Consider the following 25,793-nt stretch of genomic DNA (forward strand, 5'->3'; position numbering starts at 1 on the left):
GCCGGGAGCTCCGGCAGTAATCAATCAGAAATTAAATTTGATGGAGTAGATTATCGCATCCTGGTAAAAATCTTCGCCCAGTTTGTCATCCGCATAACGATACTGAATCCCTGTGGTGATGTGTGAAGTTGCATTCCACCAAAGTGCGACGGCACCGTTCAGACCTTCTTTGCCGCCATTACCTGCCGCGTAGGTGGCATCACGATCAAACTCGTACTCGTTCCAGTTGGTGAGGGTGAATTTCTCACTGCCCAGCATAAAGCTGTAACCTGCAACCCAACCGGCGACATAACCGTTATCGCCGGTATAATAGGTTTGGTCTGTATAGCGTTTTGCAAAGAACGGTTTGAACCACCAACCGCTGCCGGTGAAATTGTAGCCGATCCCGTAAAGGAACATATCGTCATGGAAATTCACACGATTCGCAGAACCGTAGGTGCCATACGCATGCAAGTAGAGATTAAATCCGGTGTCACCCAGGTAAATACGGTTGGTATTTTTAAATGTATAACGCTGCTCGCTACCCGGTTTATCATGACGATCATTATAAAAGTTTTCCCAGTCGAAGAACCCGTACATTTCTCCCCAACTAAAGTTAGCGCCGCCTTCCAGTTCCAGATATCCAAAATCATCTTTGTGTGATTTGGTCGACGATTTCTCAGTGGTTCTGCTAGTCCAGTCAAGATAATGAATACCTATATCAGCAAAACCGCCTTTAAATTCTGCATGGGATACTGCTGGTATCGCCAATACAGAAGAGAGTGTCAGAGTAAAAAGATGTTTTTTCATAGCATAATTCCCTATGCCGATCGTTATTAGTTGATTGCTTAATAAAAAGGTTGATTAAAAGCGGCATATTGTTAATGCAAGGGAAAGGAGAGTACCAATACAGTTTTTTCAGCCTATTAATAGTGAAAAAATATAAATATATCGATATCGAATAACTATCGGATACATGAAAAAAGTGTATTGGTATGAGGTAGGGCAATCTCGTTATAAAAAGGCGTTAGATTCCCCCCTACAAAAAAAGGATATATATGTATCAGGCTCAGTTTTCTCATAACCCACTGTATTGCGTAGATATTATCAAGACTTATAAACCTGATTTCACGCCACGAGTGGCCTTTATTTTAGGTTCCGGGCTGGGCGCGCTGGCCGATCAGATTGAGAACGCGGTCGCAATTTCCTACGAAAAGCTGCCTGGGTTCCCGGTAAGTACCGTACACGGTCATGCGGGTGAGCTGGTGCTGGGGTATCTCCAGGGGGTGCCAGTGGTGTGCATGAAAGGTCGCGGACATTTCTACGAAGGTCGTGGGATGACCATCATGACGGATGCAATCCGTACCTTTAAGTTGCTGGGCTGCGAGTTGCTGTTCTGCACCAATGCGGCTGGCTCACTGCGCCCTGAAGTGGGGGCCGGCAGTCTGGTCGCATTGAAAGATCACATCAACACCATGCCGGGAACGCCGATGGTGGGTCTTAATGATGAACGTTTTGGTGAGCGCTTCTTCTCGCTGGCGAATGCCTACGATGCGGAATACCGCGCACTGTTACAAAAAGTGGCGAAAGAAGAGGGGGTCCCTCTGACGGAGGGCGTGTTCGTCTCGTATCCGGGGCCGAATTTCGAGACTGCGGCGGAAATTCGCATGATGCAAATTATTGGTGGGGATGTTGTTGGTATGTCTGTGGTGCCTGAGGTTATTTCAGCTCGCCATTGCGAACTTAAAGTCGTTGCGGTCTCTGCGATTACCAACATGGCGGAAGGTCTGAGTGACGTGAAGCTTTCTCATGCCCAAACGCTGGCAGCAGCGGAACTCTCAAAGCAAAACTTTATTAATCTTATTTGCGGCTTTCTGCGCAAAATTGCCTGAGTAAAACAACAATAAACGGCCTTACTGAGTGAGGCCATATGATGCGACAAGGAAACGATTATGAGCATCGCTTTGCGCTTAAAGGTAATGTCCTTTTTGCAATATTTTATCTGGGGGAGCTGGCTGGTTACCCTCGGTTCTTACATGATTAATACCCTTCATTTCACCGGCGCTAATGTTGGCATGGTTTACAGTTCCAAAGGGATCGCCGCGATTATTATGCCTGGTATAATGGGGATCATCGCAGACAAATGGCTGCGTGCAGAACGTGCATACATGCTGTGTCACCTGGTGTGTGCGGGCGTACTTTTTTATGCGGCATCCGTAACTGATCCGGATATGATGTTTTGGGTGATGTTAGTCAATGCGATGGCGTTTATGCCGACTATTGCGTTATCGAACAGCGTCTCTTATTCCTGTCTTGCCCAGGCAGGGCTTGACCCGGTGACCGCTTTCCCGCCCATTCGCGTTTTTGGTACGGTGGGGTTCATTGTCGCCATGTGGGCAGTAAGCTTGCTGCATCTGGAATTGAGTAGTCTGCAACTGTATATCGCGTCCGGTGCGTCATTGCTGCTGTCGGCTTATGCGCTGACTTTGCCGAAGATTCCGGTTGCGGAGAAAAAAGCGACTACATCGCTTGCCAGCAAGCTGGGTCTGGATGCCTTCGTGCTGTTTAAAAATCCACGCATGGCTATCTTTTTCCTCTTCGCCATGATGCTGGGTGCGGTGCTGCAAATTACCAACGTTTTTGGCAACCCGTTCCTGCATGATTTCGCCCGTAATCCTGAGTTTGCTGATAGCTTCGTGGTGAAATACCCGTCCATTTTACTGTCAGTTTCACAGATGGCTGAAGTCGGTTTCATTCTGACGATACCGTTCTTTTTGAAGCGTTTCGGTATTAAAACCGTCATGCTGATGAGTATGGTGGCGTGGACGCTGCGCTTTGGCTTCTTTGCCTATGGCGATCCATCACCAACCGGGTTTATTTTGCTGTTGCTGTCGATGATTGTTTACGGTTGTGCATTCGATTTCTTCAATATTTCTGGTTCGGTCTTTGTCGAACAGGAAGTTGATTCCAGCATTCGTGCCAGCGCCCAGGGCCTTTTTATGACGATGGTAAATGGCGTCGGCGCATGGGTTGGCTCGATTCTGAGCGGTATGGCAGTGGATTACTTCTCGGTGGATGGCGTAAAAGATTGGCATACCATTTGGCTGATGTTTGCAGGGTATGCTCTTTTCCTCGCAGTGATATTTTTCTTTGGGTTTAAATATAACCATGACCCTGAAAAGATAACGCATCGTTCAGTTACACATTAAAAGGATTCGCAGCTCTGTTCCTTGGGGCTGCTTTTATGATAAAGGTTAATTAGTGAAAGATATTTTATTTTCTTCTGGCGTTGGTTTTGGCATTGGTGCTTTGTTTACAATCGTGCGATTACCTATTCCTGTTCCAAATGTATTGCCGGGTATATTATCCATCGTGTTTATGTATGTCGGATATCTGGTGGTGAAATACTTTATGCCATGATAATTTAATACGATGTATTTATTATATGGAGCACTTAATTATGGAACGCGTATATAGAACAGATCTTAAGTTGCTCCGTTATTTTCTTGCCGTAGCGGAAGAGTTGCATTTTGGTCGCGCAGCAGCGCGTTTAAATATGTCTCAGCCTCCGCTCAGTATTCATATTAAAGAGCTGGAAAATCAACTCGGCACGCAGCTTTTTATTCGCCATTCGCGCAGCGTCGTACTGACACACGCGGGCAAAATCTTGATGGAAGAATCGCGTCGATTGCTGGTGAATGCAAATAATGTATTGGCTCGGGTTGAACAAATAGGTCGGGGAGAAGCAGGGCGGATTGAACTCGGGGTTGTGGGAACGGCAATGTGGGGACGGATGCGCCCGGTTATGCGGCGATTCCTTAGAGAAAATCCTAACGTTGAAGTTCTGTTTCGCGAAAAGATGCCCGCGATGCAAATGGCCTTGCTGGAACGCCGCGAACTTGATGCCGGGATCTGGCGAATGGCGACAGAACCACCGACTGGTTTTACCAGCTTACGGTTGCATGAATCGGCGTTTCTGGTGGCGATGCCTGAAGAGCATCATCTCTCATCATTTTCCACCGTCCCGCTGGAAGCGCTACGTGACGAGTATTTCGTTACAATGCCGCCCGTGTACACTGACTGGGATTTTTTGCAGCGAGTTTGCCAGCAGGTGGGATTTTCACCGGTTGTTATTCGCGAAGTTAATGAACCGCAAACGGTACTCGCCATGGTCAGTATGGGTATTGGTATCACATTGATAGCGGACAGCTACGCGCAGATGAACTGGCCCGGTGTCATATTCCGTCCGCTCAAAGAACGCATCCCGGCAGACTTATATATTGTTTATGAAACGCAGCAGGTGACGCCCGCGCTGGTTAAACTGCTGGCGGCGTTGGCGCAGTAGATGAGAGGCACGGGAACTGCCGGACATAGTTGGTCTGATAAGCGAAGCGCATCAGGCAATTTCGCAAATTGCAGATAGCAAAAAAACGCCTTTAGGGCGCTTTTTTACATTGGTGGGTCGTGCAGGATTCGAACCTGCGACCAATTGATTAAAAGTCAACTGCTCTACCAACTGAGCTAACGACCCGAAGTGGTGGGTGATGACGGGATCGAACCGCCGACCCCCTCCTTGTAAGGGAGGTGCTCTCCCAGCTGAGCTAATCACCCACTTCGGTACTTCACATTGTTACAAGAAATCTAGCTGGCGAGAAAGTGGTGGGTGATGACGGGATCGAACCGCCGACCCCCTCCTTGTAAGGGAGGTGCTCTCCCAGCTGAGCTAATCACCCACTTCTCAATTTCTTGCTACACGGCGGAGACTACATAAAGTAGTTGGTGGGTGATGACGGGATCGAACCGCCGACCCCCTCCTTGTAAGGGAGGTGCTCTCCCAGCTGAGCTAATCACCCCCGCTGTGTGGAGTCGCATTATAGGGAGAGTTCAAAATGAGTCAACGCATTTTCTAAAGAAATTGTTCGTTCGTCGTAAATTTAAGCAAGATGATCGCAAAACAGACCGTGTTGCGCAATTTGTCAACGAAAACAATAATGCGTAAGGTTGCAACCCGAACTACATTGAGGAATCAGGCGGGAGTGATAGAATATCGCCCACTCAATTTTTCCAGGATTTGCCGGTTGTCGGCATCTTTCTAAACGTAAGGCCATTTCATGAAAATCAAAACTCGCTTCGCGCCAAGCCCAACAGGCTATCTGCACGTTGGCGGCGCGCGTACTGCTCTTTACTCCTGGCTTTTTGCACGTAACCACGGCGGTGAGTTCGTGCTGCGTATTGAAGACACCGATCTTGAGCGTTCCACGCCGGAAGCTATCGAAGCCATTATGGATGGCATGAACTGGCTGAGCCTGGAGTGGGATGAAGGTCCGTACTACCAGACCAAACGTTTTGATCGCTACAACGCGGTGATCGATCAGATGCTGGAAGAGGGCACAGCTTATAAATGCTATTGCTCTAAAGAGCGCCTGGAAGCGCTGCGCGAAGAGCAAATGGCGAAAGGTGAGAAGCCGCGTTATGACGGTCGCTGCCGCCACAGTCATGAGCATCACGCTGATGATGAGCCGTGTGTCGTACGTTTTGCTAACCCGCAGGAAGGTTCTGTTGTTTTTGACGATCAGATCCGTGGTCCGATCGAGTTCAGCAACCAGGAGCTGGATGATCTGATTATCCGCCGTACCGATGGTTCCCCAACCTATAACTTCTGTGTGGTTGTCGATGACTGGGATATGGAAATCACCCACGTTATCCGTGGCGAAGACCATATCAACAACACACCGCGCCAGATTAACATTCTTAAGGCTCTGAAAGCGCCGGTACCGGTTTATGCGCACGTTTCTATGATCAACGGCGATGACGGTAAAAAACTGTCCAAACGTCACGGGGCGGTCAGCGTAATGCAGTATCGTGATGATGGTTATCTGCCAGAAGCACTGCTGAACTATCTGGTGCGTCTGGGCTGGTCCCACGGCGATCAGGAAATCTTCACTCGTGAAGAGATGATTAAATACTTCACTCTGAATGCCGTCAGCAAATCTGCCAGTGCGTTCAACACCGACAAGCTGCTGTGGCTGAACCATCACTACATTAACGCGTTGCCGCCGGAGTATGTTGCTACTCACTTACAGTGGCACATTGAGCAGGAAAATATCGATACCCGTAACGGTCCGCAGCTGGCTGATCTGGTGAAACTGTTGGGCGAACGCTGCAAGACGCTGAAAGAGATGGCACAGAGCTGCCGTTATTTCTACGAAGATTTTGCTGAGTTCGATGCCGACGCCGCGAAAAAACATCTGCGTCCGGTAGCGCGCCAGCCGCTGGAAGTGGTTCGTGACAAACTGACTGCGATTACTGACTGGACCGCTGAAAACGTTCATCACGCTATTCAGGCGACGGCGGATGAGCTGGAAGTGGGTATGGGTAAAGTTGGTATGCCGCTGCGTGTCGCCGTAACCGGTGCGGGGCAGTCTCCGGCGCTGGATGTTACCGTTCACGCAATCGGTAAGACCCGCAGTATCGAGCGTATCAACAAAGCGCTGGCTTTTATTGCTGAACGCGAAAATCAGCAGTAATTAGCGCATAAAAGATAAACGGCAGGAGAGATACCCCTGCCGTTTTTTATTTATGCTGATTCATCTATGTCGAGACGAGCAAGAAAATTACGAATTCCTTCGCGTGACAAAAATTGCGCAACTTTTTCTTGCTCACTGTGAGTCATGTTGTCTATTGCGCTGATGATTTGCCGATAAGCAGGAGTGCGAATACCCGGTGCGTATTCGGCAAGGGGTTCTTCGGCTTCCAGAAGCATCGGTGTGTTATGGAAGGCTGGCGTGTTCTGAATAAACTCGCAAACTTGCGTATCGACCAGAATAAGTCTGGCACGACCGCCTTTCACGCCGGGAAATTTTTCCGTTTTCCAGCCTTTTTCTCTGATCCAACGGTTAACAGTTTGTTTAGCCACACCGAGGCATTCAGCCAGTTCTTCGGTGGTCATTTTATTGCGTAATCTTTTCATATTATTTGCTATCGCGAATCCCTAAGCGTTGTAACAATCCGATAATCCCTTCCCGCAGAAGCAAGGATGTAAACTGTTTTTGTTCAACTGGCGTCATCTCTTTCGCCAGTGTCACCAGCAACACTTCAAGCGGCGCATCACCAGAAAGGGCTGGCGCTTCTCCCTGACCTTCTGGACGTTCAGCATTGCGAATATATTCACGAACCTGTTCATTGACGTGAACCAGTCGAGCCTTGCCACCCTGGACGCCTGGTTTTGGTGACGTTGTCCAGCCTTCCTTGCGTACCCATTTATTAATGGTCTGGCGGCTATAGCCGGTCAGTCTGGCAAGTTCATCTGGCGTCATCCTCTCCTTGAACATAACAATTCCCTGAATGTATGTGGGTCTATTAGTAGTTCATTTTATAACACCACTTTACAGGAAACCGTGACATGAATAACTACTGAATGCGAGCGGTTTTCCAAAATTGTTCATTTGCCTGATTTTTCAGCGATTGAAACTACACGTGGCAATTTGCCGTTGACACATTCGGGCGGAATTCATATGATGCCGCCCGTCAACTCGACAAGCTTTACGTGATGGGGCTATAGCTCAGCTGGGAGAGCGCTTGCATGGCATGCAAGAGGTCAGCGGTTCGATCCCGCTTAGCTCCACCAAATTTTGCACCCAGCAAATTTGGTACGTAAACGACTCGTGGGGCTATAGCTCAGCTGGGAGAGCGCTTGCATGGCATGCAAGAGGTCAGCGGTTCGATCCCGCTTAGCTCCACCAAATTTCAAACCCTCGCTGCAAAGCGGGGGTTTTTTGTCTCTGCCTTTTGCCGCTTTTGTAATACAGTCTACATCCTGGCAGTGCCGTGTGGTGAATGCATCACTGACTGCAAAAACAGCAACAGGCTGGCCCCTGTTTGCTTCGCGATGCGAATAAACTTATTATTTGTGTGCCTGAAAACCCCGATCAGTGAGAGTAGTGTACTCATGTTTGTGGAGCATAACCTGATAAAAAATATCAAGATATTCACACTAGCGTTTACGCTCACCGTGGTACTTATTCAGCTATCCCGTTTAATTTCGCCACTTGCTGTTATCCATTCCAATTATATCTTTCTGGCGTGGATGCCACTGTGCGTAATGCTGTCAATCTTGTTTATCTTTGGCTGGCGTGGTGTCGTTCCCATTTTATGTGGGATGTTTTGCACCAATCTGTGGAACCTTCATCTCACTTTTTTACAGACCGCCGTCATGATCGGCAGCCAGGCGTTTGCAGTCCTGTGTGCCTGTGCAATATTACGCTGGCAATTGGGGACGCGTTGGCGTTATGGATTGACCAGCCGATACGTCTGGCAACGTCTGTTCTGGCTTGGTTTGGTGGCGCCGATTGGCATCAAATGCAGCATGTATCTTGTGGGAAATTTCTTTGATTTTCCGCTAAAGATATCTACCTTTTTCGGCGATGCGGATGCCATTTTCACGGTCGTTGATTTGCTAAGCCTTTTCACCGCAGTGCTGATTTACAACATGCTTTTTTACTATCTCACCCGCATGATTGTAAGTCCCCACTTTGCACAGATATTGTGGCGTAGGGATATCGCTCCGTCGTTGAGCAAAGAGAAACGCGCATTTACCTTAAGCTGGCTGGCAGCTCTTAGCGTGCTGCTACTTCTGATGTGCACACCGTATGAAAATGACTTTATTGCCGGTTACTTGGTACCTGTTTTCTTTATCATCTTTACCCTCGGTGTCGGTAAGCTTCGCTATCCGTTTTTAAATCTCACCTGGGCTGTTTCAACGCTTTGCCTGCTGAATTACAACCAGAACTTTTTGCAAGGGGTACTAACCGAATATTCGCTGGCATTTATTCTCGCAGTACTGATTTCCTTTAGTGTTTGTCTGCTCTATATGGTGCGTATTTATCATCGTAGTGAATGGCTTAACCGCCGCTGGCATTTGCAGGCGCTGACCGATCCGTTAACGCTCCTACCCAACTTTCGTGCGTTGGAACAAGCACCGGAGCAAGAGGCGGGCAAGAGTTTTTGCTGCCTGCGCATTGATAATCTTGAGTTTATGAGTCGTCATTACGGCTTAATGATGCGCGTTCACTGTATCCGCTCAATTTACCGTACGTTGCTGCCGTTGATGCAGGAAAACGAAAAGTTGTATCAATTGCCGGGTAGTGAACTGCTGTTAGTGCTGAGCGGGCCGGAAACGGAAGGGCGACTCCAGCATATGGTTAACATCCTGAATAGTCGGCAAATTCACTGGAACAATACCGGGCTGGATATGGGCTATGGTGCTGCCTGGGGGCATTTTGATGGAAATCAGGAAACCCTGCAACCCTTGTTGGGGCAGTTAAGCTGGCTGGCGGAGCAATCCTGCGCACATCATCATGTGCTGGCGCTGGATAGCAGAGAGGAGATGGTTTCCGGGCAAACCACTAAACAGGTGCTATTGCTGAATACCATTCGCACGGCGTTAGATCAGGGTGATTTGCTGCTCTACGCCCAGCCAATTCGCAACAAAGAGGGTGAAGGTTATGATGAGATCCTCGCGCGACTGAAGTATGACGGCGGCATTATGACCCCGGATAAGTTTCTGCCCCTTATTGCTCAGTTTAACCTTAGCGCGCGTTTTGATTTGCAAGTGCTGGAATCCTTGTTGAAGTGGCTGGCAACACACCCTTGCGACAAAAAAGGTCCACGATTTTCAGTCAATTTAATGCCGCTCACGCTGCTGCAAAAGAATATTGCCGGGCGGATTATTCGTCTGTTTAAGCGTTATTACATCTCCCCGCAGGCGGTCATTCTTGAGATCACCGAGGAGCAGGCGTTTTCTAACGCAGAAAGCAGCATGTACAACATCGAGCAGCTGCATAAGTTTGGTTTCCGGATTGCGATTGATGACTTTGGCACCGGATATGCCAACTACGAACGGTTAAAGCGTTTGCAGGCTGATATCATCAAAATTGATGGCGTCTTTGTGAAAGATATCGTCACGAACACGCTGGATGCGATGATTGTGAGATCAATTACCGATCTGGCGAAAGCGAAGTCATTGAGTGTGGTCGCGGAGTTTGTCGAGACGCAACAGCAGCAGGCGCTATTGCATAAGCTCGGGGTGCAATATCTGCAAGGGTATTTGATTGGTCGCCCGCAGCCATTAGCCGATTAACAGGCGTAAAAAAGCCGGGGAATTATCCCCGGCTTTTTTATGTATGGTCTTACAGCACCAGTGCTGCGATTGACGCAGACAGCACACTCACCAGGGTAGAGCCGTAAACCAGTTTCAGACCGAAGCGAGAAACCACGTTACCTTGCTCTTCATTCAGGCCTTTAACCGCACCCGCGATAATCCCGATTGAAGAGAAGTTAGCGAAGGAAACCAGGAACACAGAGATGATGCCTTCCGCACGCGGAGAGAGCGTGGAAGCAATTTTCTGCAGATCCATCATCGCAACGAACTCGTTGGAAACCAGTTTGGTCGCCATGATACTGCCCACTTGCAGTGCTTCACTGGAAGGAACACCCATCACCCATGCAATCGGATAGAAGATGTAACCCAGGATGCCCTGGAAGGAGATGCTGTAGCCAAACCAGCCAGTCACGGTGGCAAACAGTGCGTTCAGCGCGGCGATCAGGGCGATAAAGCCGATCAGCATCGCCGCAACGATAATGGCAACCTTGAAACCTGCCAGAATGTATTCACCCAGCATTTCGAAGAAGCTCTGACCTTCGTGCAGGTTGGACATCTGAATATTTTCTTCACTGGCATCAACACGGTAAGGGTTGATCAGCGACAGCACGATAAAGGTGCTGAACATGTTCAGTACCAGCGCCGCAACGACGTATTTCGGCTCCAGCATGGTCATGTATGCACCAACGATGGACATCGACACGGTGGACATCGCCGTTGCTGCCATGGTGTACATACGATTGCGGGAGATTTTGCCGAGGATATCTTTATAGGCAATAAAGTTTTCAGACTGACCCAGAATCAGGGAGCTGACGGCGTTAAAGGATTCCAGTTTGCCCATGCCGTTGACTTTGGAGAGCAGGAAACCAATTGCGCGGATAATCACCGGCAACACGCGAATGTGCTGGAGAATACCGATCAGTGCAGAGATAAAGACGATTGGGCACAGCACTTTCAGGAAGAAGAATGCCAGGCCTTGATCATTCATGCTACCAAAGACGAAGTTAGTCCCTTCGTTGGCAAAACCGAGCAGTTTTTCGAACATTTCGGAGAAGCCTTTCACGAAGCCCAGACCAACGTCGGAGTTCAGGAAGAACCACGCCAGTAACACTTCGATAACAAGCAGTTGAATAACATAACGGATACGAATTTTTTTGCGGTCGCTGCTTACCAGCAGTGCGAGAATCGCAACAACGGCAAGTGCCAGTACAAAATGAAGGACGCGGTCCATATTTGCTCCAAATATGAGGCAGGTTAAATTTCCGTGCACATTCTATGTAACATGGTTAAGGAAAACGAGATCTGACACACACTATAATGACGTCCTGTGACAAGCTTCAAAAATAGTGATCTGTCATACATTTCTGCTATGTTGTGTATGGAAGCGGAAGGTTATGTAAATGTGCTAATATTAAACATAACCATAACATTCGAGTCATCTATCTTTTCGTAGTCATAATCCTGGTCTATCAGAGAAATCATCACAACCCATTTAAATGAATTTGATAATCATTCTCATTTAACGTAGCATGAAACATAGCAAAGGCTATGTTTTAGAGGCACAAGATGACGAACTATCGCGTTGAGAGTAGCAGCGGACGGGCGGCGCGCAAGATGAGGCTCGCATTAATGGGACCTGCGTTCATTGCGGCGATTGGTTATATCGATCCCGGTAACTTTGCGACCAATATTCAGGCGGGTGCCAGCTTCGGCTATCAGCTACTGTGGGTTGTCGTTTGGGCTAACCTGATGGCGATGCTGATTCAAATCCTCTCTGCCAAACTAGGGATTGCCACCGGTAAAAATCTGGCGGAGCAGATTCGCGATCACTATCCGCGTCCCGTAGTGTGGTTCTATTGGGTTCAGGCAGAAATTATTGCGATGGCAACCGACCTGGCGGAATTTATTGGTGCGGCGATCGGTTTTAAACTCATTCTTGGTGTTTCGTTGTTGCAGGGCGCGGTGCTGACGGGGATCGCGACTTTCCTTATTTTAATGCTGCAACGTCGCGGGCAAAAACCGCTGGAGAAAGTGATTGGCGGGTTACTGTTGTTTGTTGCCGCTGCTTACATTGTCGAGTTGATTTTCTCCCAGCCTAACCTGGCGCAGCTGGGTAAAGGAATGGTGATCCCGAGTTTACCTACTTCGGAGGCGGTCTTCCTGGCCGCGGGCGTGTTAGGGGCGACGATTATGCCGCATGTGATTTATTTGCACTCTTCGCTCACTCAGCATTTACATGGCGGTTCGCGTCAACAACGTTATTCCGCCACCAAATGGGATGTGGCTATCGCCATGACGATTGCCGGTTTTGTTAATCTGGCGATGATGGCTACAGCTGCGGCGGCGTTCCACTTTTCTGGTCATACTGGTGTTGCCGATCTTGATGAGGCTTATCTGACGCTGCAACCGCTGTTAAGCCATGCTGCGGCAACGGTCTTTGGATTAAGCCTGGTTGCTGCCGGGTTGTCCTCAACGGTGGTGGGGACGCTGGCGGGGCAGGTAGTGATGCAGGGCTTCATTCGCTTTCATATCCCGCTGTGGGTGCGTCGTACTGTCACCATGCTGCCGTCATTTATTGTCATTCTGATGGGATTAGATCCGACACGGATTCTGGTTATGAGTCAGGTGCTGTTAAGTTTTGGTATCGCCCTGGCGCTGGTTCCACTGTTGATTTTCACCAGTGACAGCAAGTTGATGGGCGATCTGGTGAACAGCAAACGCGTAAAACAGACAGGCTGGGTGATTGTGGTGCTGGTAGTGGCGCTGAATATCTGGTTACTGGTAGGAACGGCACTGGGATTGTAGTTGAATGAGCGTCGCATTTGGCACCATTGGCGGATGCGGCGTAAATGCTTTATCCGCCCTACGCGTTAAAGAGCTGGTTTGTAGGCCTGATAAGACGCGCTAGCGTCGCATCAGGCATTGTGCTCCATTGGCGAATGTGTTTAATGGCGGTGTCCATGTCCGCGGCCTTTTCCACGATGATCGTCACGATCGCGCCAGCCTTCACGATAGCCACGCTCATACGCTTTACGCTTATCCCAGCCACGATGGTAGCCATTATCATGACGCCACCAGCGGTTTTTACGCCATTCATAATTGCGGTGCCAGTAGTCACGGTCGCGCCAGTGACCACCGTCCCAGTAATTACCGTAATGATCGCGATCGCCAATTTGTAATTTGATTGATGGCAGTAGGGTGATTTCACCTGCGTTTGCCGCAAGCGGGGTAAATGCCATCAGGGCGGCCGCCAGAAACAGTGACCTGAACATTGTTATTCTCCTTCACGATCGAAGCCGTCAGCGGCCTGTTAACGCAATATTACGGGGAGGTAAAGCGCCGTATCATCGCCATAACTCTTAAATCATAAAGGAGAGCATTTTTTGCTAAACGTTATCGTGGGGTGGCTGTTGCTTCGGACGATTGACCATCATCATCGGCTTACCTGCTAATAACAGCCATGCCGGGAGCATGACGATACAGAGCAGCGGTAGCAATGTGGTATTGGGTACAACGACTGCCGCCATAAAAAGACTTAACCAGCCATCACGTGTTACCACCAGCACGATGCCGAGAATAGCGCAGGAAACGGTTATTGCCGCTGGAACGGCGGGTACGTGCTCATGCAGCATCAACCCTAATGCCACGCCGACAAACACTGCCGGGAAGATTCGCCCACCGCGAAAGCCACTGGCGGCAGCAACGACCAGGGCGGCAAGTTTTATCACCGCCAGCAAAAAGTAATCGCTGGTGCTGAAAGCCTGATTTGCCACCATCTGCTGCATCTCATCCAGCCCTTTAAACAGCGAAACCGGTCCACCAATAACCCCCAGAATACCGAGAATAAATCCGCCAATACCCAGCACGAACACCGGATTTTTCATTTGATGCATCATCGCGTGCAACCGTGGTAAGCACCATACGGCGACCATCCCTGCTGCGATGGCAATCGCCGCGACAATTGCACCGCTGAGAATATCGGTCATTTCCATCTGTCCGTAATGCGCAATGGGCAGTGAAAAATGAGGATGGAAAAATAATCCGGTAGTAAGTGCACCAGCTGCTGCCGCCATTAACGGCGCAAAGAGACGATCCCATAGCGGAACTTCATTACTGCCATTTAAGGTTTGCGAAAATATCAATGCCGCCGCAACAGGTGTGCCAAACAGCGCGCCGATGGTTCCGGCAGAGGCTAAAATAGTCCACTCCATTCGGTTGACGCGCGGTAACAGACGAGCGCCAATGGCGACGGCAAGGGCGATATTGACGGTCATGATCGGATGTTCCGGCCCCAGGCTGACGCCGCCAGCAAGACCGAGAATTAATGCTACGATAAGTCCTGGTAGCGCAGAGGGCGGAACCGGTGCGCCGATCAGCGGTTCACAGGCGGGGTCTGGTCCGGCATGACCCTGGCTGAAACGGATAACCAACCCCACCGCAATACCCGTTAGCGTTAATACACCGATGATCCAGAGAGGTGAATCCTGGGCTATCCCCAGAGTTCCCGGCAGTCGTTGCCAGAGCAAATTCTGTAATACCGAGGCGATTTTCATCACCACAATCAGAATAAGACTGGACGCAATCCCAATTGCCACGGCGGGGAGCGATAATAACAACATGGTTCTGGCTCGCGGATGGAGCATGTTCTATTCCTTATGCGGGGTCAGATACTTAGTTTGCCCAGCTTGCAAAAAGGCATCGCTGCAATTGGTGCTGAAACGATAAAGTAATTGTGTGACCCAGATCGATATTTACAGGGAGCCTGCCTTTCCGGCGTTGTTGTTATGCCCCCAGGTATTTACAGTGTGAGAAAGAATTATTTTGACTTTAGCGGAGCAGTTGAAGAATGACAAAGTATGCATTAGTCGGTGATGTGGGCGGCACCAACGCACGTCTTGCTCTGTGTGATATTGCCAGTGGTGAAATCTCGCAGGCTAAGACCTATTCAGGGCTTGATTACCCCAGCCTCGAAGCGGTCATTCGCGTTTATCTTGAAGAACATAAGGTCGAGGTGAAAGACGGCTGTATTGCCATCGCTTGCCCAATTACCGGTGACTGGGTGGCAATGACCAACCATACCTGGGCGTTCTCAATTGCCGAAATGAAAAAGAATCTCGGTTTTAGCCATCTGGAAATTATTAACGATTTTACTGCTGTGTCGATGGCGATCCCGATGCTGAAAAAAGAGCATCTGATTCAGTTTGGTGGCGCAGAACCGGTAGAAGGTAAGCCTATTGCGGTTTACGGTGCCGGAACAGGGCTTGGGGTTGCGCATCTGGTCCATGTCGATAAGCGTTGGGTAAGCTTGCCAGGAGAAGGCGGTCACGTTGATTTTGCGCCGAATAGTGAAGAAGAGGGCATTATCCTCGAAATATTGCGTGCGGAAATTGGTCATGTTTCGGCGGAACGCGTGCTTTCTGGCCCTGGGCTGGTGAATTTGTATCGCGCAATTGTTAAAGCCGACAACCGCCTGCCAGAAAATCTCAAGCCAAAAGATATTACCGAACGCGCGCTGGCTGACAGCTGCACCGATTGCCGCCGCGCGTTGTCGCTGTTTTGCGTCATTATGGGCCGTTTTGGCGGCAATCTGGCGCTCAATCTCGGGACATTTGGCGGCGTGTTTATTGCGGGTGGTATCGTGCCGCGCTTTCTTGAGTTCTTCAAAGCCTCTGGTTTCCGCGCCGCATTTGAAGATAAAGGGCGCTTTAAGGAATATGTCCATGATATTCCGGTATATCTCATCGTCCATGACAATCCGGGTCTTCTCGGTTCCGGTGCACATTTACGCCAGACCTTAGGTCACATTCTCTAAATCCTTCCTGTTATATCGGGAGGTAACTCTCCCGATAATCTTTTAAATCATACAGTTAATTAAATTTTTCTTTGTGTCCCCTCACAAGGCCGACCTGCGTCACACTTCCGTACAGCGGGATTAATTCTCCAGTAAATGCATTATTTGTCTGGTAACGGCGATTTGTTTTGCACGTTCATAATTTCACTCGTCAACTATCACTGAACGAGGAATTAACGATGAGTAAGAAACTGATTGCCTTATGTGCCTGCCCAATGGGCCTGGCTCACACTTTTATGGCCGCTCAGGCGCTGGAAGAAGCGGCGGTAGAAGCCGGTTATGAAGTGAAAATTGAAACCCAGGGCGCGGACGGTATCCAGAATCGCCTGACGGCGCAGGATATCGCCGAAGCGACCATCATCATCCACTCCGTGGCAGTTACCCCGGAAGATAACGAGCGTTTCGAATCACGCGACGTTTATGAAATCACTTTGCAGGACGCAATTAAAAACGCTGCGGGAATCATCAAAGAAATCGAAGAGATGATTGCCTCTGAACAACAGTAATATTCGACAGGGATAATTGTTATGGCCATTAAAAAACGCAGTGCAACCGTTGTGCATGGCGCATCCGGTGCGGCAGCGGCAGTTAAGAATCCGCAGGCCTCTAAATCCAGCTTCTGGGGTGAACTCCCGCAGCATGTGATGTCAGGGATTTCACGCATGGTGCCGACCTTAATTATGGGCGGTGTGATCCTCGCTTTCAGTCAGCTGATTGCTTATAGCTGGCTTAAAATTCCTGCTGATATCGGCATCATGGATGCTCTTAATAGCGGGGAATTCTCCGGTTTCGACCTCTCCTTACTTAAATTTGCCTGGCTGTCGCAGTCCTTCGGCGGCGTGTTGTTTGGTTTTGCAATTCCGATGTTTGCTGCTTTTGTGGCGAACTCTATCGGTGGCAAACTGGCGTTCCCGGCTGGTTTTATCGGCGGCTTGATGTCTACCCAGCCGACGCAACTGCTGAACTTCGATCCCAGCACTATGCAATGGGCGACCTCTTCGCCGGTGCCGTCCACCTTCATTGGTGCGCTGATTATTTCTATCGTTGCCGGTTACCTTGTGAAATGGATGAACCAGAAAATCCAGTTACCGGATTTCCTGTTAGCGTTCAAAACCACATTTTTGCTACCGATTCTTTCCGCCATTTTTGTCATGCTGGCGATGTACTACGTCATCACCCCCTTTGGTGGCTGGATCAACGACGGTATCCGTACCGTGCTGACCGCTGCAGGTGAGAAGGGCGCACTGATGTACGCAATGGGGATCGCCGCGGCGACAGCAATCGACCTTGGTGGCCCGATCAACAAAGCGGCAGGTTTCGTTGCCTTCAGCTTTACCACTGACCACGTATTACCGGTCACTGCACGTTCTATCGCTATCGTTATTCCGCCGATTGGTCTGGGTCTGGCGACCATTATTGACCGTCGTTTAACCGGCAAACGCTTGTTCAACGCCCAGCTTTATCCGCAGGGTAAAACCGCCATGTTCCTGGCGTTTATGGGGATCAGTGAGGGTGCGATTCCGTTTGCACTGGAAAGCCCTATCACCGCCATTCCGTCGTATATGGTCGGCGCGATTGTCGGCTCAACCGCCGCTGTCTGGCTGGGCGCAGTGCAATGGTTCCCGGAGTCCGCTATCTGGGCATGGCCGCTGGTCACTAACCTCGGCGTCTACATGGCGGGGATCGCGCTGGGGGCAGTCATAACTGCGCTGATGGTGGTGTTCCTGCGTCTGATGATGTTCCGTAAAGGCAAATTGTTAATCGATAGCCTGTAAGAAGGACAATCCTGATGACATTACTCGCTTCGCTGCGCGACTGGCTTAAGGCGCAACAACTGGATGCGGTGCTTCTCTCCTCACGGCAGAACAAACAGCCGCATCTGGGGATCTCCACCGGATCAGGTTATGTGGTGATTAGCCGTGAAAGTGCGCACATTCTGGTGGATTCGCGCTATTACGCGGATGTAGAAGCCCGCACGCAAGGTTACCAGCTGCATTTGCTCGACGCGATGCACACGCTTGCCACCATCGTCAGACAAATCATTGCCGATGAGCAGTTGCAAACGCTCGGTTTTGAAGGCCAGCAGGTGAGTTGGGAAACCGCGCACCGCTGGCAGTCCGAACTCAATGCGAAACTGGTGAGCGCCACGCCGGATGTGCTGCGGCAAATCAAAACGCCAGAAGAGGTGGAGAAAATCCGCCTTGCCTGCGGGATTGCCGATCGTGGCGCAGAGCATATTCGCCGCTTTATTCAGGCGGGAATGAGCGAATGCGAGATAGCCGCTGAACTGGAGTGGTTTATGCGCCAGCAGGGCGCAGAAAAAGCCTCTTTTGACACCATTGTCGCCAGCGGCTGGCGTGGGGCGCTGCCGCACGGCAAAGCCAGCGACAAGATTGTTGCAGCGGGCGAGTTTGTCACTCTCGATTTCGGTGCGCTGTATCAGGGCTACTGCTCTGATATGACGCGCACCTTACTGGTGAATGGCGAAGGGGTGAGCGCCGAATCTCATCCGCTGTTTAACGTCTATCAGATTGTCCTGCAGGCACAGCTCGCGGCAATCTCTGTAATTCGCCCCGGCGTGCGCTGCCAGCAGGTTGACGATGCCGCGCGCCGCGTGATTACCGAGGCCGGTTATGGCAAGTTTTTCGGCCATAACACCGGTCATGCTATCGGTATTGAAGTCCATGAAGAACCGCGTTTTTCACCGCGGGACACCACGACGCTACAGCCAGGTATGTTACTGACCGTGGAGCCAGGGATTTATTTGCCAGGGCAAGGGGGCGTGCGCATCGAAGATGTCGTGCTGGTCACCCCGCAAGGCGCAGAAGTGCTCTACGCCGTGCCGAAAACAGTGTTGCTCACGGGAGAGGCATAATGGATTTATCGCTCTTAAAAGCGTTGAGCGAGGCAGATGCGATCGCCTCCTCAGAACAGGAAGTACGGCAGATCCTGCGGGAAGAAGCGGATCGCCTGCAAAAAGAAGTGCGATTTGACGGCCTGGGATCGGTGCTGATCCGACTCAATGAGTCGACAGGTCCGAAGGTGATGATCTGTGCGCATATGGACGAAGTGGGATTTATGGTGCGCAGCATCTCCCGCGAAGGGGCGATCGATGTGTTGCCGGTTGGCAATGTACGCATGGCTGCCCGCCAGCTTCAGTCGGTGCGTATCACTACCCGTGAAGAGTGCAAAATTCCAGGCCTGCTTGACAGCGACCGGCAGGGGAATGACGTCAGCGCCATGCGCGTGGACATTGGCGCGCGCTCCTGTGACGAAGTGATGCAGGCAGGAATTCGTCCAGGCGATCGCGTCACCTTCGATACCACTTTTCAGGTTCTCCCTCACCAGCGGGTGATGGGGAAAGCCTTTGATGACCGCCTCGGTTGCTATCTGCTGGTGACGTTACTGCGTGAGCTGCACGACGCCGAACTGCCTGCGGAAGTGTGGCTGGTGGCAAGTTCCAGCGAAGAGGTGGGATTACGCGGCGGGCAAACTGCCACCCGCGCGGTGTCGCCGGATGTCGCCATTGTGCTTGATACTGCCTGCTGGGCGAAAAACTTTGATTATGGCGCAGCTAACCATCGCCAGATTGGTAACGGGCCGATGCTGGTGTTAAGCGACAAGTCACTGATTGCGCCGCCAAAACTTACCGCCTGGATCGAAACCGTGGCGGCAGAAATTGGCGTACCGTTGCAGTCAGATATGTTCAGCAATGGCGGCACGGACGGTGGGGCGGTGCACTTAACCGGCACTGGCGTACCCACAGTGGTGATGGGGCCTGCAACCCGCCACGGACATTGCGCCGCATCGATTGCTGACTGCCGTGACATTTTGCAGATGGAGCAACTTTTATCTGCCCTTATTCAACGTCTTACGCGTGAGACGGTTGTTCAACTGACGGATTTCAGATGATCTCCTGATTAACCCGGAGCGGTTATGTTAACGATTCAATTTCTCTGTCCTTTGCCTAACGGTCTACATGCTCGTCCGGCGTGGGAACTTAAAGAGCAGTGCAGCCAGTGGCAAAGCGAAATCACTTTTATTAACCATCGCCAGAACGCAAAGGCCGATGCGAAAAGCTCGCTGGCGCTGATTGGCACTGGCACTTTATTTAATGACAGTTGCAGCCTGAACATTAGCGGTAGCGATGAAGAGCAGGCGCGGCGAGTGCTGGAAGAGTATATCCAGGTGCGCTTTATCGACAGCGATAGCGTCCAGCCGACGCTGGCAGAACTGACGGCGCATCCGCTGCCGCGTTCATTAAGCCGCCTGAACCCGGATTTACTGTACGGCAACGTGCTGGCAAGCGGCGTTGGCGTGGGTACACTGACCCTGTTACAGAGCGACAGCCTCGACAGTTATCGGGTGATCCCTGCGAGTGCGCAAGATTCCACCCTACTGGAGCACAGTCTGGCAACGCTTGCCGAGCAACTGAACCAGCAATTGCGTGAGCGTGACGGCGAAAGCAAAACTATCCTCAGCGCCCATTTGTCGCTGATTCAGGATGATGAATTTGCAGGCAATATCCGTCACCTGATGGCAGAACAGCATCAGGGGCTGGGGGCGGCGATCATCAGCAATATGGAGCAGGTTTGTGCCAAACTTTCTGCTTCTGCCAGCGATTATCTGCGCGAGCGGGTCAGCGACATTCGCGATATCAGCGAACAGTTGCTGCATATCACCTGGCCGGAACTAAAACCGCGCAATAATCTGGTGCTTGAAAAACTGACCATTCTGGTGGCTGAAGATTTAACCCCAAGCCAGTTTTTGAGCCTCGATTTAAAAAATCTTGCGGGCATGATTCTGGAGAAAACCGGGCGCACCTCGCATACCCTGATCCTGGCCCGCGCTTCGGCGATCCCGGTACTGAGCGGACTGCCGCTGGATGCGATTGCCCGTTATGCCGGGCAACCTGCAGTGCTTGACGCCCAGTGCGGCGTGCTGGCGATTAACCCGAATGACGCGGTGAGCGGTTATTATCAGGTCGCGCAGACGCTGGCGGATAAACGCCAAAAACAACAGGCGCAAGCTGCCGCGCAGCTGGCCTATTCCCGTGATAACAAACGTATTGATATTGCGGCGAATATTGGCACCGCTCTGGAAGCCCCAGGCGCGTTTGCTAACGGCGCGGAAGGCGTTGGGCTGTTTCGTACCGAAATGCTCTATATGGATCGCGACAGCGCGCCGGACGAGCAGGAACAGTTTGAAGCGTACCAGCAGGTGCTATTGGCGGCGGGCGACAAGCCGATTATCTTCCGCACGATGGACATCGGTGGCGATAAAAGCATTCCTTACCTCAACATTCCCCAGGAAGAGAACCCGTTCCTCGGCTATCGCGCGGTACGTATTTACCCGGAATTTGCTGGCCTGTTCCGCACTCAATTGCGGGCGATTTTGCGCGCTGCCAGTTTCGGCAACGCCCAGTTGATGATCCCAATGGTCCACAGTCTCGATCAGATCTTATGGGTGAAGGGTGAGATCCAAAAAGCGATCGTTGAGCTTAAGCGCGATGGCCTGCGTCATGCAGAGACGATTACGCTGGGTATCATGGTGGAAGTGCCGTCGGTGTGCTACATCATCGACCACTTCTGCGATGAGGTCGATTTCTTCAGTATCGGTTCTAACGATATGACCCAGTATCTGTATGCAGTCGATCGTAATAACCCGCGCGTATCGCCGCTGTATAACCCGATTACGCCATCGTTCCTGCGCATGTTGCAGCAGATTGTTACCGCTGCGCATCAGCGCGGCAAATGGGTAGGTATTTGCGGTGAACTGGGCGGTGAAAGTCGTTATCTGCCGCTACTGCTAGGGCTGGGGCTGGATGAGCTAAGCATGAGTAGCCCGCGTATTCCGGCAGTGAAAAGCCAGCTTCGTCAACTGGATAGCGAGGCGTGTCGGGAACTGGCGCGTCAGGCGTGCGAGTGCCGCAGCGCGCAGGAAATTGAAGCGTTACTTACCGCGTTTGCGCCGGAAGAAGACGTTCGCCCACTGCTGGCACTAGAGAATATCTTTGTTGATCAGTCCTTTAGTAATAAAGAGCAGGCGATCCAGTTCCTGTGCGGTAACCTCGGTGTTAACGGGCGTACTGAACATCCGTTCGAGCTGGAAGAAGATGTCTGGCAGCGGGAAGAGATTGTTACTACTGGCGTTGGTTTTGGCGTGGCGATCCCGCACACCAAATCACAGTGGATCCGTCATTCCAGTATCAGCATTGCCCGGTTGGTGAAACCGGTTGACTGGCAGTCAGAAATGGGCGAAGTCGAACTGGTGATCATGCTGACGCTGGGCGCTAACGAAGGGATGAATCATGTGAAAGTCTTCTCGCAGCTGGCGCGTAAACTGGTGAATAAAAACTTCCGCCAGTCGCTGTTTGCCGCGCAAGATGCACAAAGTATTCTGACGCTGCTGGAAACGGAATTAACCTTCTGACGTTAGCCCTGAAAACGTGCGCTATACTCTCCCGGCGTCAGACCAAACTGACGCCGGAAAACGCGACAAAAATAGTCGCTATCCGGAAACCCGCAACGCTGCGCCACTTCATGAATCGACAGATGATATTTTTGCAAAATCATCCTCGCTTTTGCCATTCGTACCCAGCGAACATACTCGATAAAACGCATTGTTCCATGCTGAGCAAACAGTTTTGACAGATGATTTGGCGTGATATTAAAAAACTGCGCCACGCTCTCGCGGGTGAGCAGCTGGGCATAATTATCCTGAATCCAGTTACAAATGCTGTGATAGAGAAAATCGCCGCGCGGTTGCGAATTGCCCGGCGGCATATTCACCACGTTGCGGCAAAGATGCAGCAAACTTAACACCAGTGGCTGAATGATATTCTGCTCCAGCGGCGAACGGCTAAGATGGGTGAGGGCGGTAAGCATCGCTTCACCTTCACCGCGTTGCAGGCTGGGAAGCTGGATCTGGCGAGCAGGATGTAACAACGACGTGGTGCGGCTATCGTAAAACGATAACCCAAGCCAGGTCGGTGCGAACACCAGGCTTAACAGCAGCACCGGTTTGTTGTTGACCGGTAAATTAGCCGCGCGTGCTGGAATAAACAGCATTTCTCCTTCCACCATACGTTGCTGCTTTGCTTCCAGCAGATTGCCGTATTCGCCGCGTAGCACGATATCCAGACGGGGAAAATCAATACATAAACTGCCCACTGGCAATGAGGTAGGCTGGCTGGCAAACCAGACGCGCCCCAGTAGTTGCGGGTTAAGCACCAGGCCGCTGAACAGATCGGCGAAAAATTGTTGATCGGCGGGCAAGCCTGGTGCTTTCATGAAAGTTCCCGATTAAAGATGCATTAACTGGCGGAATTCTTTAACTTTGCTGCGGCTGACCGGCACTTCAAAATCCAGATCTTTCAGCCGCAGAATATAGGTGTTATTAAACCACGGTTCGATCTCGCGGATTTTGTTCAGATTGACACAAAATGAGCGATGGCAGCGGAAAAAATGCGACGGCGGCAGCTTGCTGCAAAACTCGGTAATGTTCATCGGCATTACGTAGGATTCACGCCGCGTATAGACAAAGGTCATTTTCTCATGCGCTTCGGCGTAATAGATATCGTTAATGGGCGTGACGATGATTCGCTCATCTTTCACCAGATTAATGGTGTCATTCTCACGCGTTACCGTCGCGGCAGGCGTACTGCTGGTCTGCTGTTGTTGCCAGGCTGCTTCCAGTTTTTGCAGCATCCCGGTAATGCGTGACTCCTGATACGGTTTGAGAATGTAGTCAAACGCCTCCAGTTCAAACGCTTCTACCGCATGTTCTTTCCACGCGGTGATAAACACAATAAACGGTTTATGGGCGAACTGGCTGATGTTTTGTGCCAGCAACACACCATCCAGCGACGGAATATTGATATCCAGAAAAATGGCGTCGACGCGGTTATGCTGCAAAAACTTCAACACGTCCAGACCGTCGTCAAAGGTGCCGACAATCTCCATCTGGCTGTGCTCTTTAATTAGCCAGCTCAGTTCCTGTTGTGCCAGGAATTCGTCTTCAACAATGATGACTTTCACAATATCACTCCGGCTCAAAGCAATAAGGTAGCCTGTGAGGCGACTGGGGTGCGTTGGTTAGGAATGTAAAACGCAATTTCCGTTCCTGGTTCCAGGCGGCGGATATGCAGCCCCTCGCCATACAATAACTTCACGCGATGATGGACATTCAGCAGGCCAATTTTATTGCCCGGCATTTCGTTCGCTTCGACCCGCTCAATCACCTTTGGATCGATGCCGTGCCCGGTATCTCGCACCGCAATGCGTACCCGATTACCGCACTCAGCAACGCTGATGGTGACAACGCCTTTACCTTTGCAAGGCTGGATACCGTGGACAATGGCGTTTTCCACCAACGGCTGGATCAGCAGGCTGGGAATGCAGCAATTCACCTCTTCATCAATATCATAGATAACCGTCAGCTTGTCGCCAAAGCGGGCCTGCTCAATGGCAATATAGTCTTTAATTTGATACAGCTCTTTTTTGATATCGATTTGCTCATCGTCTTTTAATTCAATGTTATAGCGCAGATAGCGCGACAAATTAAAGATCAGCTGGCGAGCAGTATCCGGATTCAGACGGATTGACGATGAAATAGCGTTCAAAGCGTTAAACAGGAAATGGGGATTAATTTTGCTTTGCAGGGCGCGAAGCTCTGCCTTATTTGCCATTTCACGTAGCTGCTCGGCGCGTGACACCTCAAGTTGCGTGGAGATGATTTGTGACAGACCGACCGCCATTTCCTGTAATGACGAGGTTATCTGATGCGCGTGGCAGTAGTAAATTTTCAGCGTTCCGGTCACAACGCCTTTCTCCCACAATGGGATCACCAGCATGGAATGAATCTCTGGTGTGCGGTGGGCTTCATCATTGTTTTTAATGATGATTTTCCCGTAATTCATCGCCTGACGGGTAGTCGGGCTAATGAAGTCATCGCCATTCTGATAGTTATGTTCACCCACGCCAACGTAGGCCAGCACATGATCGGTATTAGTCATCGCCACCGCATCGGCGTGAATGTCATCGCGGATAATTTCGCAGACCTTGCGTAATGACTCGCTATTGACATGGCGAAACAGCGGCAGCGTTTTGTTGGCGATATCCAGCGCCAGCTTGGCCTGCCGCGCGGCGCTGGCCTCTTTTTCTCCCTCAACACTTTGTACCAGCAACACAATAAAGCCGATACAGACGCTGCCGAGGATCATTGGAATCCCGATTTTAGAGACGATATCGATCCCCAATGCGGTAGTTGGTGCCCAGACAATCACCAGAATCATGGTCAACGTTTCACACAACATGCCGCCGAGAATACCGACGCGCCAGCGCTGTGCTTTGGGGATTTTCAGGTTGATCCAGCCCGATATACAACCCGCCAGAATGCTGGTGATAAAGCAGGGGATCGCCGTCACGCCGCCGATGTCAATTAAATAACGGTGAATACCCGCAATCACGCCGGTAATGATGCCCACCCACGGGCCAAACAGAATCCCGCCTGACATCACCGCGATAATACGTACGTTCACCAGCGAGCCTTCTACGGGAACGCCGGACCAGGTGCTGAACAGGGCGAACAGCGAGAAAATGGCGGTAACGGCGAGCAACTCTTTTGGGGAGTGCGCCGACTTGTGCAACAGTTCGCGAAACAGGCGGATACGGATGAGAAAGAACAGGCAGATAAGCATTAACGCTGCCCGATCGAAGACCGCCAGCAGCATGTTGAATATTTCGTGCACGGGTGACTCTGAATAAGGATTAAACCTCTATGATAGGTAACCTGAAGGCTGAT

General features: G+C 50.8%; 22 protein-coding genes and 6 tRNA genes. 15 read left to right on the top strand and 13 right to left on the bottom strand.

The genetic code is table 11. From position 1 onward, the window contains the following. Positions 1 to 24: 24 nt before the first annotated feature. Positions 25 to 789 carry an outer membrane protein OmpK gene (locus tag ACJHX4_RS18075; protein ID WP_000716367.1) on the bottom strand — a complete coding sequence of 255 codons (765 nt, stop codon included), beginning with the start codon at positions 787 to 789 and terminating at the stop codon, positions 25 to 27. Positions 790 to 1,037: 248 nt separating this feature from the next. Here ACJHX4_RS18075 and xapA point away from each other — a divergent pair, with 248 nt between their 5' ends. From xapA to xapR, 4 genes are read left to right on the top strand one after another with little or no spacing between them, the layout of a single operon-like run. Further along, on the top strand, positions 1,038 to 1,871 hold the full coding sequence (gene xapA, locus ACJHX4_RS18080) for a xanthosine phosphorylase (RefSeq protein ID WP_000283881.1): 834 nt from the start codon (positions 1,038 to 1,040) through the stop codon (positions 1,869 to 1,871). 60 nt (positions 1,872 to 1,931) lie between these two features. Next, entirely contained in the window at positions 1,932 to 3,188 is a 1,257-nt protein-coding gene (gene xapB / locus ACJHX4_RS18085; protein WP_000020390.1) for a xanthosine/proton symporter XapB, read from the top strand. A gap of 52 nt (positions 3,189 to 3,240) precedes the next feature. After that, positions 3,241 to 3,399 (top strand): DUF1427 family protein, encoded by a 159-nt coding sequence (locus ACJHX4_RS18090; RefSeq protein WP_000651752.1) that lies wholly within the window; start codon positions 3,241 to 3,243, stop codon positions 3,397 to 3,399. 40 nt (positions 3,400 to 3,439) lie between these two features. After that, positions 3,440 to 4,324: a DNA-binding transcriptional regulator XapR gene (gene xapR / locus ACJHX4_RS18095; RefSeq protein ID WP_000442954.1), complete on the top strand. Its 885-nt coding sequence runs from the start codon at positions 3,440 to 3,442 to the stop codon at positions 4,322 to 4,324. Between the two features lie 110 nt (positions 4,325 to 4,434). On the opposite strand, the gene ACJHX4_RS18100 is transcribed toward xapR, so the two are convergent. The 4 genes from ACJHX4_RS18100 to ACJHX4_RS18115 all read right to left on the bottom strand — a co-directional run bounded on the left by ACJHX4_RS18100 (position 4,435) and on the right by ACJHX4_RS18115 (position 4,832). Beyond that, a tRNA-Lys gene (locus ACJHX4_RS18100) sits at positions 4,435 to 4,510 on the bottom strand. Positions 4,511 to 4,514: 4 nt separating this feature from the next. Next, positions 4,515 to 4,590 (bottom strand) — tRNA-Val (locus ACJHX4_RS18105). Positions 4,591 to 4,636: 46 nt separating this feature from the next. Then, positions 4,637 to 4,712, bottom strand: a tRNA-Val gene (locus ACJHX4_RS18110). Positions 4,713 to 4,756: 44 nt separating this feature from the next. Further along, positions 4,757 to 4,832 (bottom strand) — tRNA-Val (locus ACJHX4_RS18115). A 258-nt stretch (positions 4,833 to 5,090) separates the two neighbouring features. Between ACJHX4_RS18115 and gltX the strand changes: the two genes are divergently transcribed. Next, a complete protein-coding gene (gltX, locus tag ACJHX4_RS18120) occupies positions 5,091 to 6,506 on the top strand; it encodes a glutamate--tRNA ligase (RefSeq protein WP_000695662.1) in 1,416 nt (471 codons plus the stop codon). A 50-nt stretch (positions 6,507 to 6,556) separates the two neighbouring features. On the opposite strand, the gene ACJHX4_RS18125 is transcribed toward gltX, so the two are convergent. Together ACJHX4_RS18125 and ACJHX4_RS18130 are read right to left on the bottom strand one after the other, a co-directional pair. Then, on the bottom strand, positions 6,557 to 6,949 hold the full coding sequence (locus tag ACJHX4_RS18125; protein ID WP_000826499.1) for a MerR family transcriptional regulator: 393 nt from the start codon (positions 6,947 to 6,949) through the stop codon (positions 6,557 to 6,559). Between the two features lies 1 nt (position 6,950). Further along, complete coding sequence (locus tag ACJHX4_RS18130) at positions 6,951 to 7,310, bottom strand: YfeC-like transcriptional regulator (RefSeq protein ID WP_000472021.1); 360 nt, start codon at positions 7,308 to 7,310, stop codon at positions 6,951 to 6,953. 220 nt (positions 7,311 to 7,530) lie between these two features. Here ACJHX4_RS18130 and ACJHX4_RS18135 point away from each other — a divergent pair. The 3 genes from ACJHX4_RS18135 to ACJHX4_RS18145 all read left to right on the top strand — a co-directional run bounded on the left by ACJHX4_RS18135 (position 7,531) and on the right by ACJHX4_RS18145 (position 10,117). Beyond that, a tRNA-Ala gene (locus ACJHX4_RS18135) sits at positions 7,531 to 7,606 on the top strand. Between the two features lie 39 nt (positions 7,607 to 7,645). Further along, positions 7,646 to 7,721: transfer RNA gene (locus ACJHX4_RS18140), tRNA-Ala, on the top strand. Positions 7,722 to 7,927: 206 nt separating this feature from the next. Next, a complete protein-coding gene (locus ACJHX4_RS18145) occupies positions 7,928 to 10,117 on the top strand; it encodes a sensor domain-containing phosphodiesterase (RefSeq protein WP_001296277.1) in 2,190 nt (729 codons plus the stop codon). Between the two features lie 49 nt (positions 10,118 to 10,166). Here the strand turns inward: ACJHX4_RS18145 and nupC are convergent, their stop codons facing one another. Beyond that, positions 10,167 to 11,369: a nucleoside permease NupC gene (nupC, locus tag ACJHX4_RS18150; RefSeq protein WP_000376337.1), complete on the bottom strand. Its 1,203-nt coding sequence runs from the start codon at positions 11,367 to 11,369 to the stop codon at positions 10,167 to 10,169. 335 nt (positions 11,370 to 11,704) lie between these two features. On the opposite strand from nupC, the gene ACJHX4_RS18155 reads away from it, so the two are divergent. Continuing rightward, on the top strand, positions 11,705 to 12,943 hold the full coding sequence (locus ACJHX4_RS18155; RefSeq protein ID WP_000186369.1) for an Nramp family divalent metal transporter: 1,239 nt from the start codon (positions 11,705 to 11,707) through the stop codon (positions 12,941 to 12,943). 140 nt (positions 12,944 to 13,083) lie between these two features. Here ACJHX4_RS18155 and ypeC read toward each other — a convergent pair whose 3' ends face one another. Together ypeC and ACJHX4_RS18165 are read right to left on the bottom strand one after the other, a co-directional pair. Then, the gene (gene ypeC, locus ACJHX4_RS18160) at positions 13,084 to 13,410 is read right to left on the bottom strand and encodes a DUF2502 domain-containing protein YpeC (RefSeq protein WP_000490072.1); all 327 of its coding nucleotides are present in this window, start codon (positions 13,408 to 13,410) and stop codon (positions 13,084 to 13,086) included. 114 nt (positions 13,411 to 13,524) lie between these two features. Beyond that, positions 13,525 to 14,781, bottom strand: a complete 1,257-nt coding sequence (locus ACJHX4_RS18165) for an ion channel protein (RefSeq protein ID WP_000903138.1) — start codon at positions 14,779 to 14,781, stop codon at positions 13,525 to 13,527. 203 nt (positions 14,782 to 14,984) lie between these two features. Here ACJHX4_RS18165 and glk point away from each other — a divergent pair, with 203 nt between their 5' ends. The 6 genes from glk to ptsP all read left to right on the top strand — a co-directional run bounded on the left by glk (position 14,985) and on the right by ptsP (position 22,421). Further along, positions 14,985 to 15,950 (top strand): glucokinase, encoded by a 966-nt coding sequence (gene glk, locus ACJHX4_RS18170; RefSeq protein ID WP_000170355.1) that lies wholly within the window; start codon positions 14,985 to 14,987, stop codon positions 15,948 to 15,950. A gap of 218 nt (positions 15,951 to 16,168) precedes the next feature. Beyond that, complete coding sequence (locus ACJHX4_RS18175; RefSeq protein ID WP_000038456.1) at positions 16,169 to 16,495, top strand: PTS fructose transporter subunit IIB; 327 nt, start codon at positions 16,169 to 16,171, stop codon at positions 16,493 to 16,495. A 21-nt stretch (positions 16,496 to 16,516) separates the two neighbouring features. Beyond that, on the top strand, positions 16,517 to 17,764 hold the full coding sequence (locus ACJHX4_RS18180; RefSeq protein ID WP_247773279.1) for a PTS fructose transporter subunit IIC: 1,248 nt from the start codon (positions 16,517 to 16,519) through the stop codon (positions 17,762 to 17,764). 14 nt (positions 17,765 to 17,778) lie between these two features. Continuing rightward, entirely contained in the window at positions 17,779 to 18,864 is a 1,086-nt protein-coding gene (gene ypdF, locus ACJHX4_RS18185; RefSeq protein WP_000173255.1) for an aminopeptidase, read from the top strand. Beyond that, positions 18,864 to 19,901, top strand: coding sequence for an aminopeptidase (gene ypdE, locus ACJHX4_RS18190; protein WP_000366073.1), 1,038 nt, complete (start codon positions 18,864 to 18,866; stop codon positions 19,899 to 19,901). The genes ypdF and ypdE overlap by 1 nt, the downstream gene beginning before the upstream one ends. Before the next feature lie 24 nt (positions 19,902 to 19,925). Next, positions 19,926 to 22,421 carry a phosphoenolpyruvate--protein phosphotransferase gene (gene ptsP / locus ACJHX4_RS18195; RefSeq protein WP_000955882.1) on the top strand — a complete coding sequence of 832 codons (2,496 nt, stop codon included), beginning with the start codon at positions 19,926 to 19,928 and terminating at the stop codon, positions 22,419 to 22,421. A gap of 2 nt (positions 22,422 to 22,423) precedes the next feature. Here the strand turns inward: ptsP and ACJHX4_RS18200 are convergent, their stop codons facing one another. From ACJHX4_RS18200 to ypdA, 3 genes are read right to left on the bottom strand one after another with little or no spacing between them, the layout of a single operon-like run. Then, positions 22,424 to 23,281 (bottom strand): AraC family transcriptional regulator, encoded by an 858-nt coding sequence (locus ACJHX4_RS18200; protein WP_000646870.1) that lies wholly within the window; start codon positions 23,279 to 23,281, stop codon positions 22,424 to 22,426. Positions 23,282 to 23,293: 12 nt separating this feature from the next. Further along, positions 23,294 to 24,028 carry a two-component system response regulator YpdB gene (gene ypdB / locus ACJHX4_RS18205; protein ID WP_001295458.1) on the bottom strand — a complete coding sequence of 245 codons (735 nt, stop codon included), beginning with the start codon at positions 24,026 to 24,028 and terminating at the stop codon, positions 23,294 to 23,296. A 14-nt stretch (positions 24,029 to 24,042) separates the two neighbouring features. Continuing rightward, positions 24,043 to 25,740, bottom strand: coding sequence for a two-component system sensor histidine kinase YpdA (gene ypdA / locus ACJHX4_RS18210; RefSeq protein ID WP_000544377.1), 1,698 nt, complete (start codon positions 25,738 to 25,740; stop codon positions 24,043 to 24,045). Positions 25,741 to 25,793: the final 53 nt, after the last annotated feature.

The organism is Escherichia sp. WS2035 (assembly GCF_046487065.1).
Taxonomy (GTDB): Bacteria; Pseudomonadota; Gammaproteobacteria; order Enterobacterales; family Enterobacteriaceae; genus Escherichia; species Escherichia coli.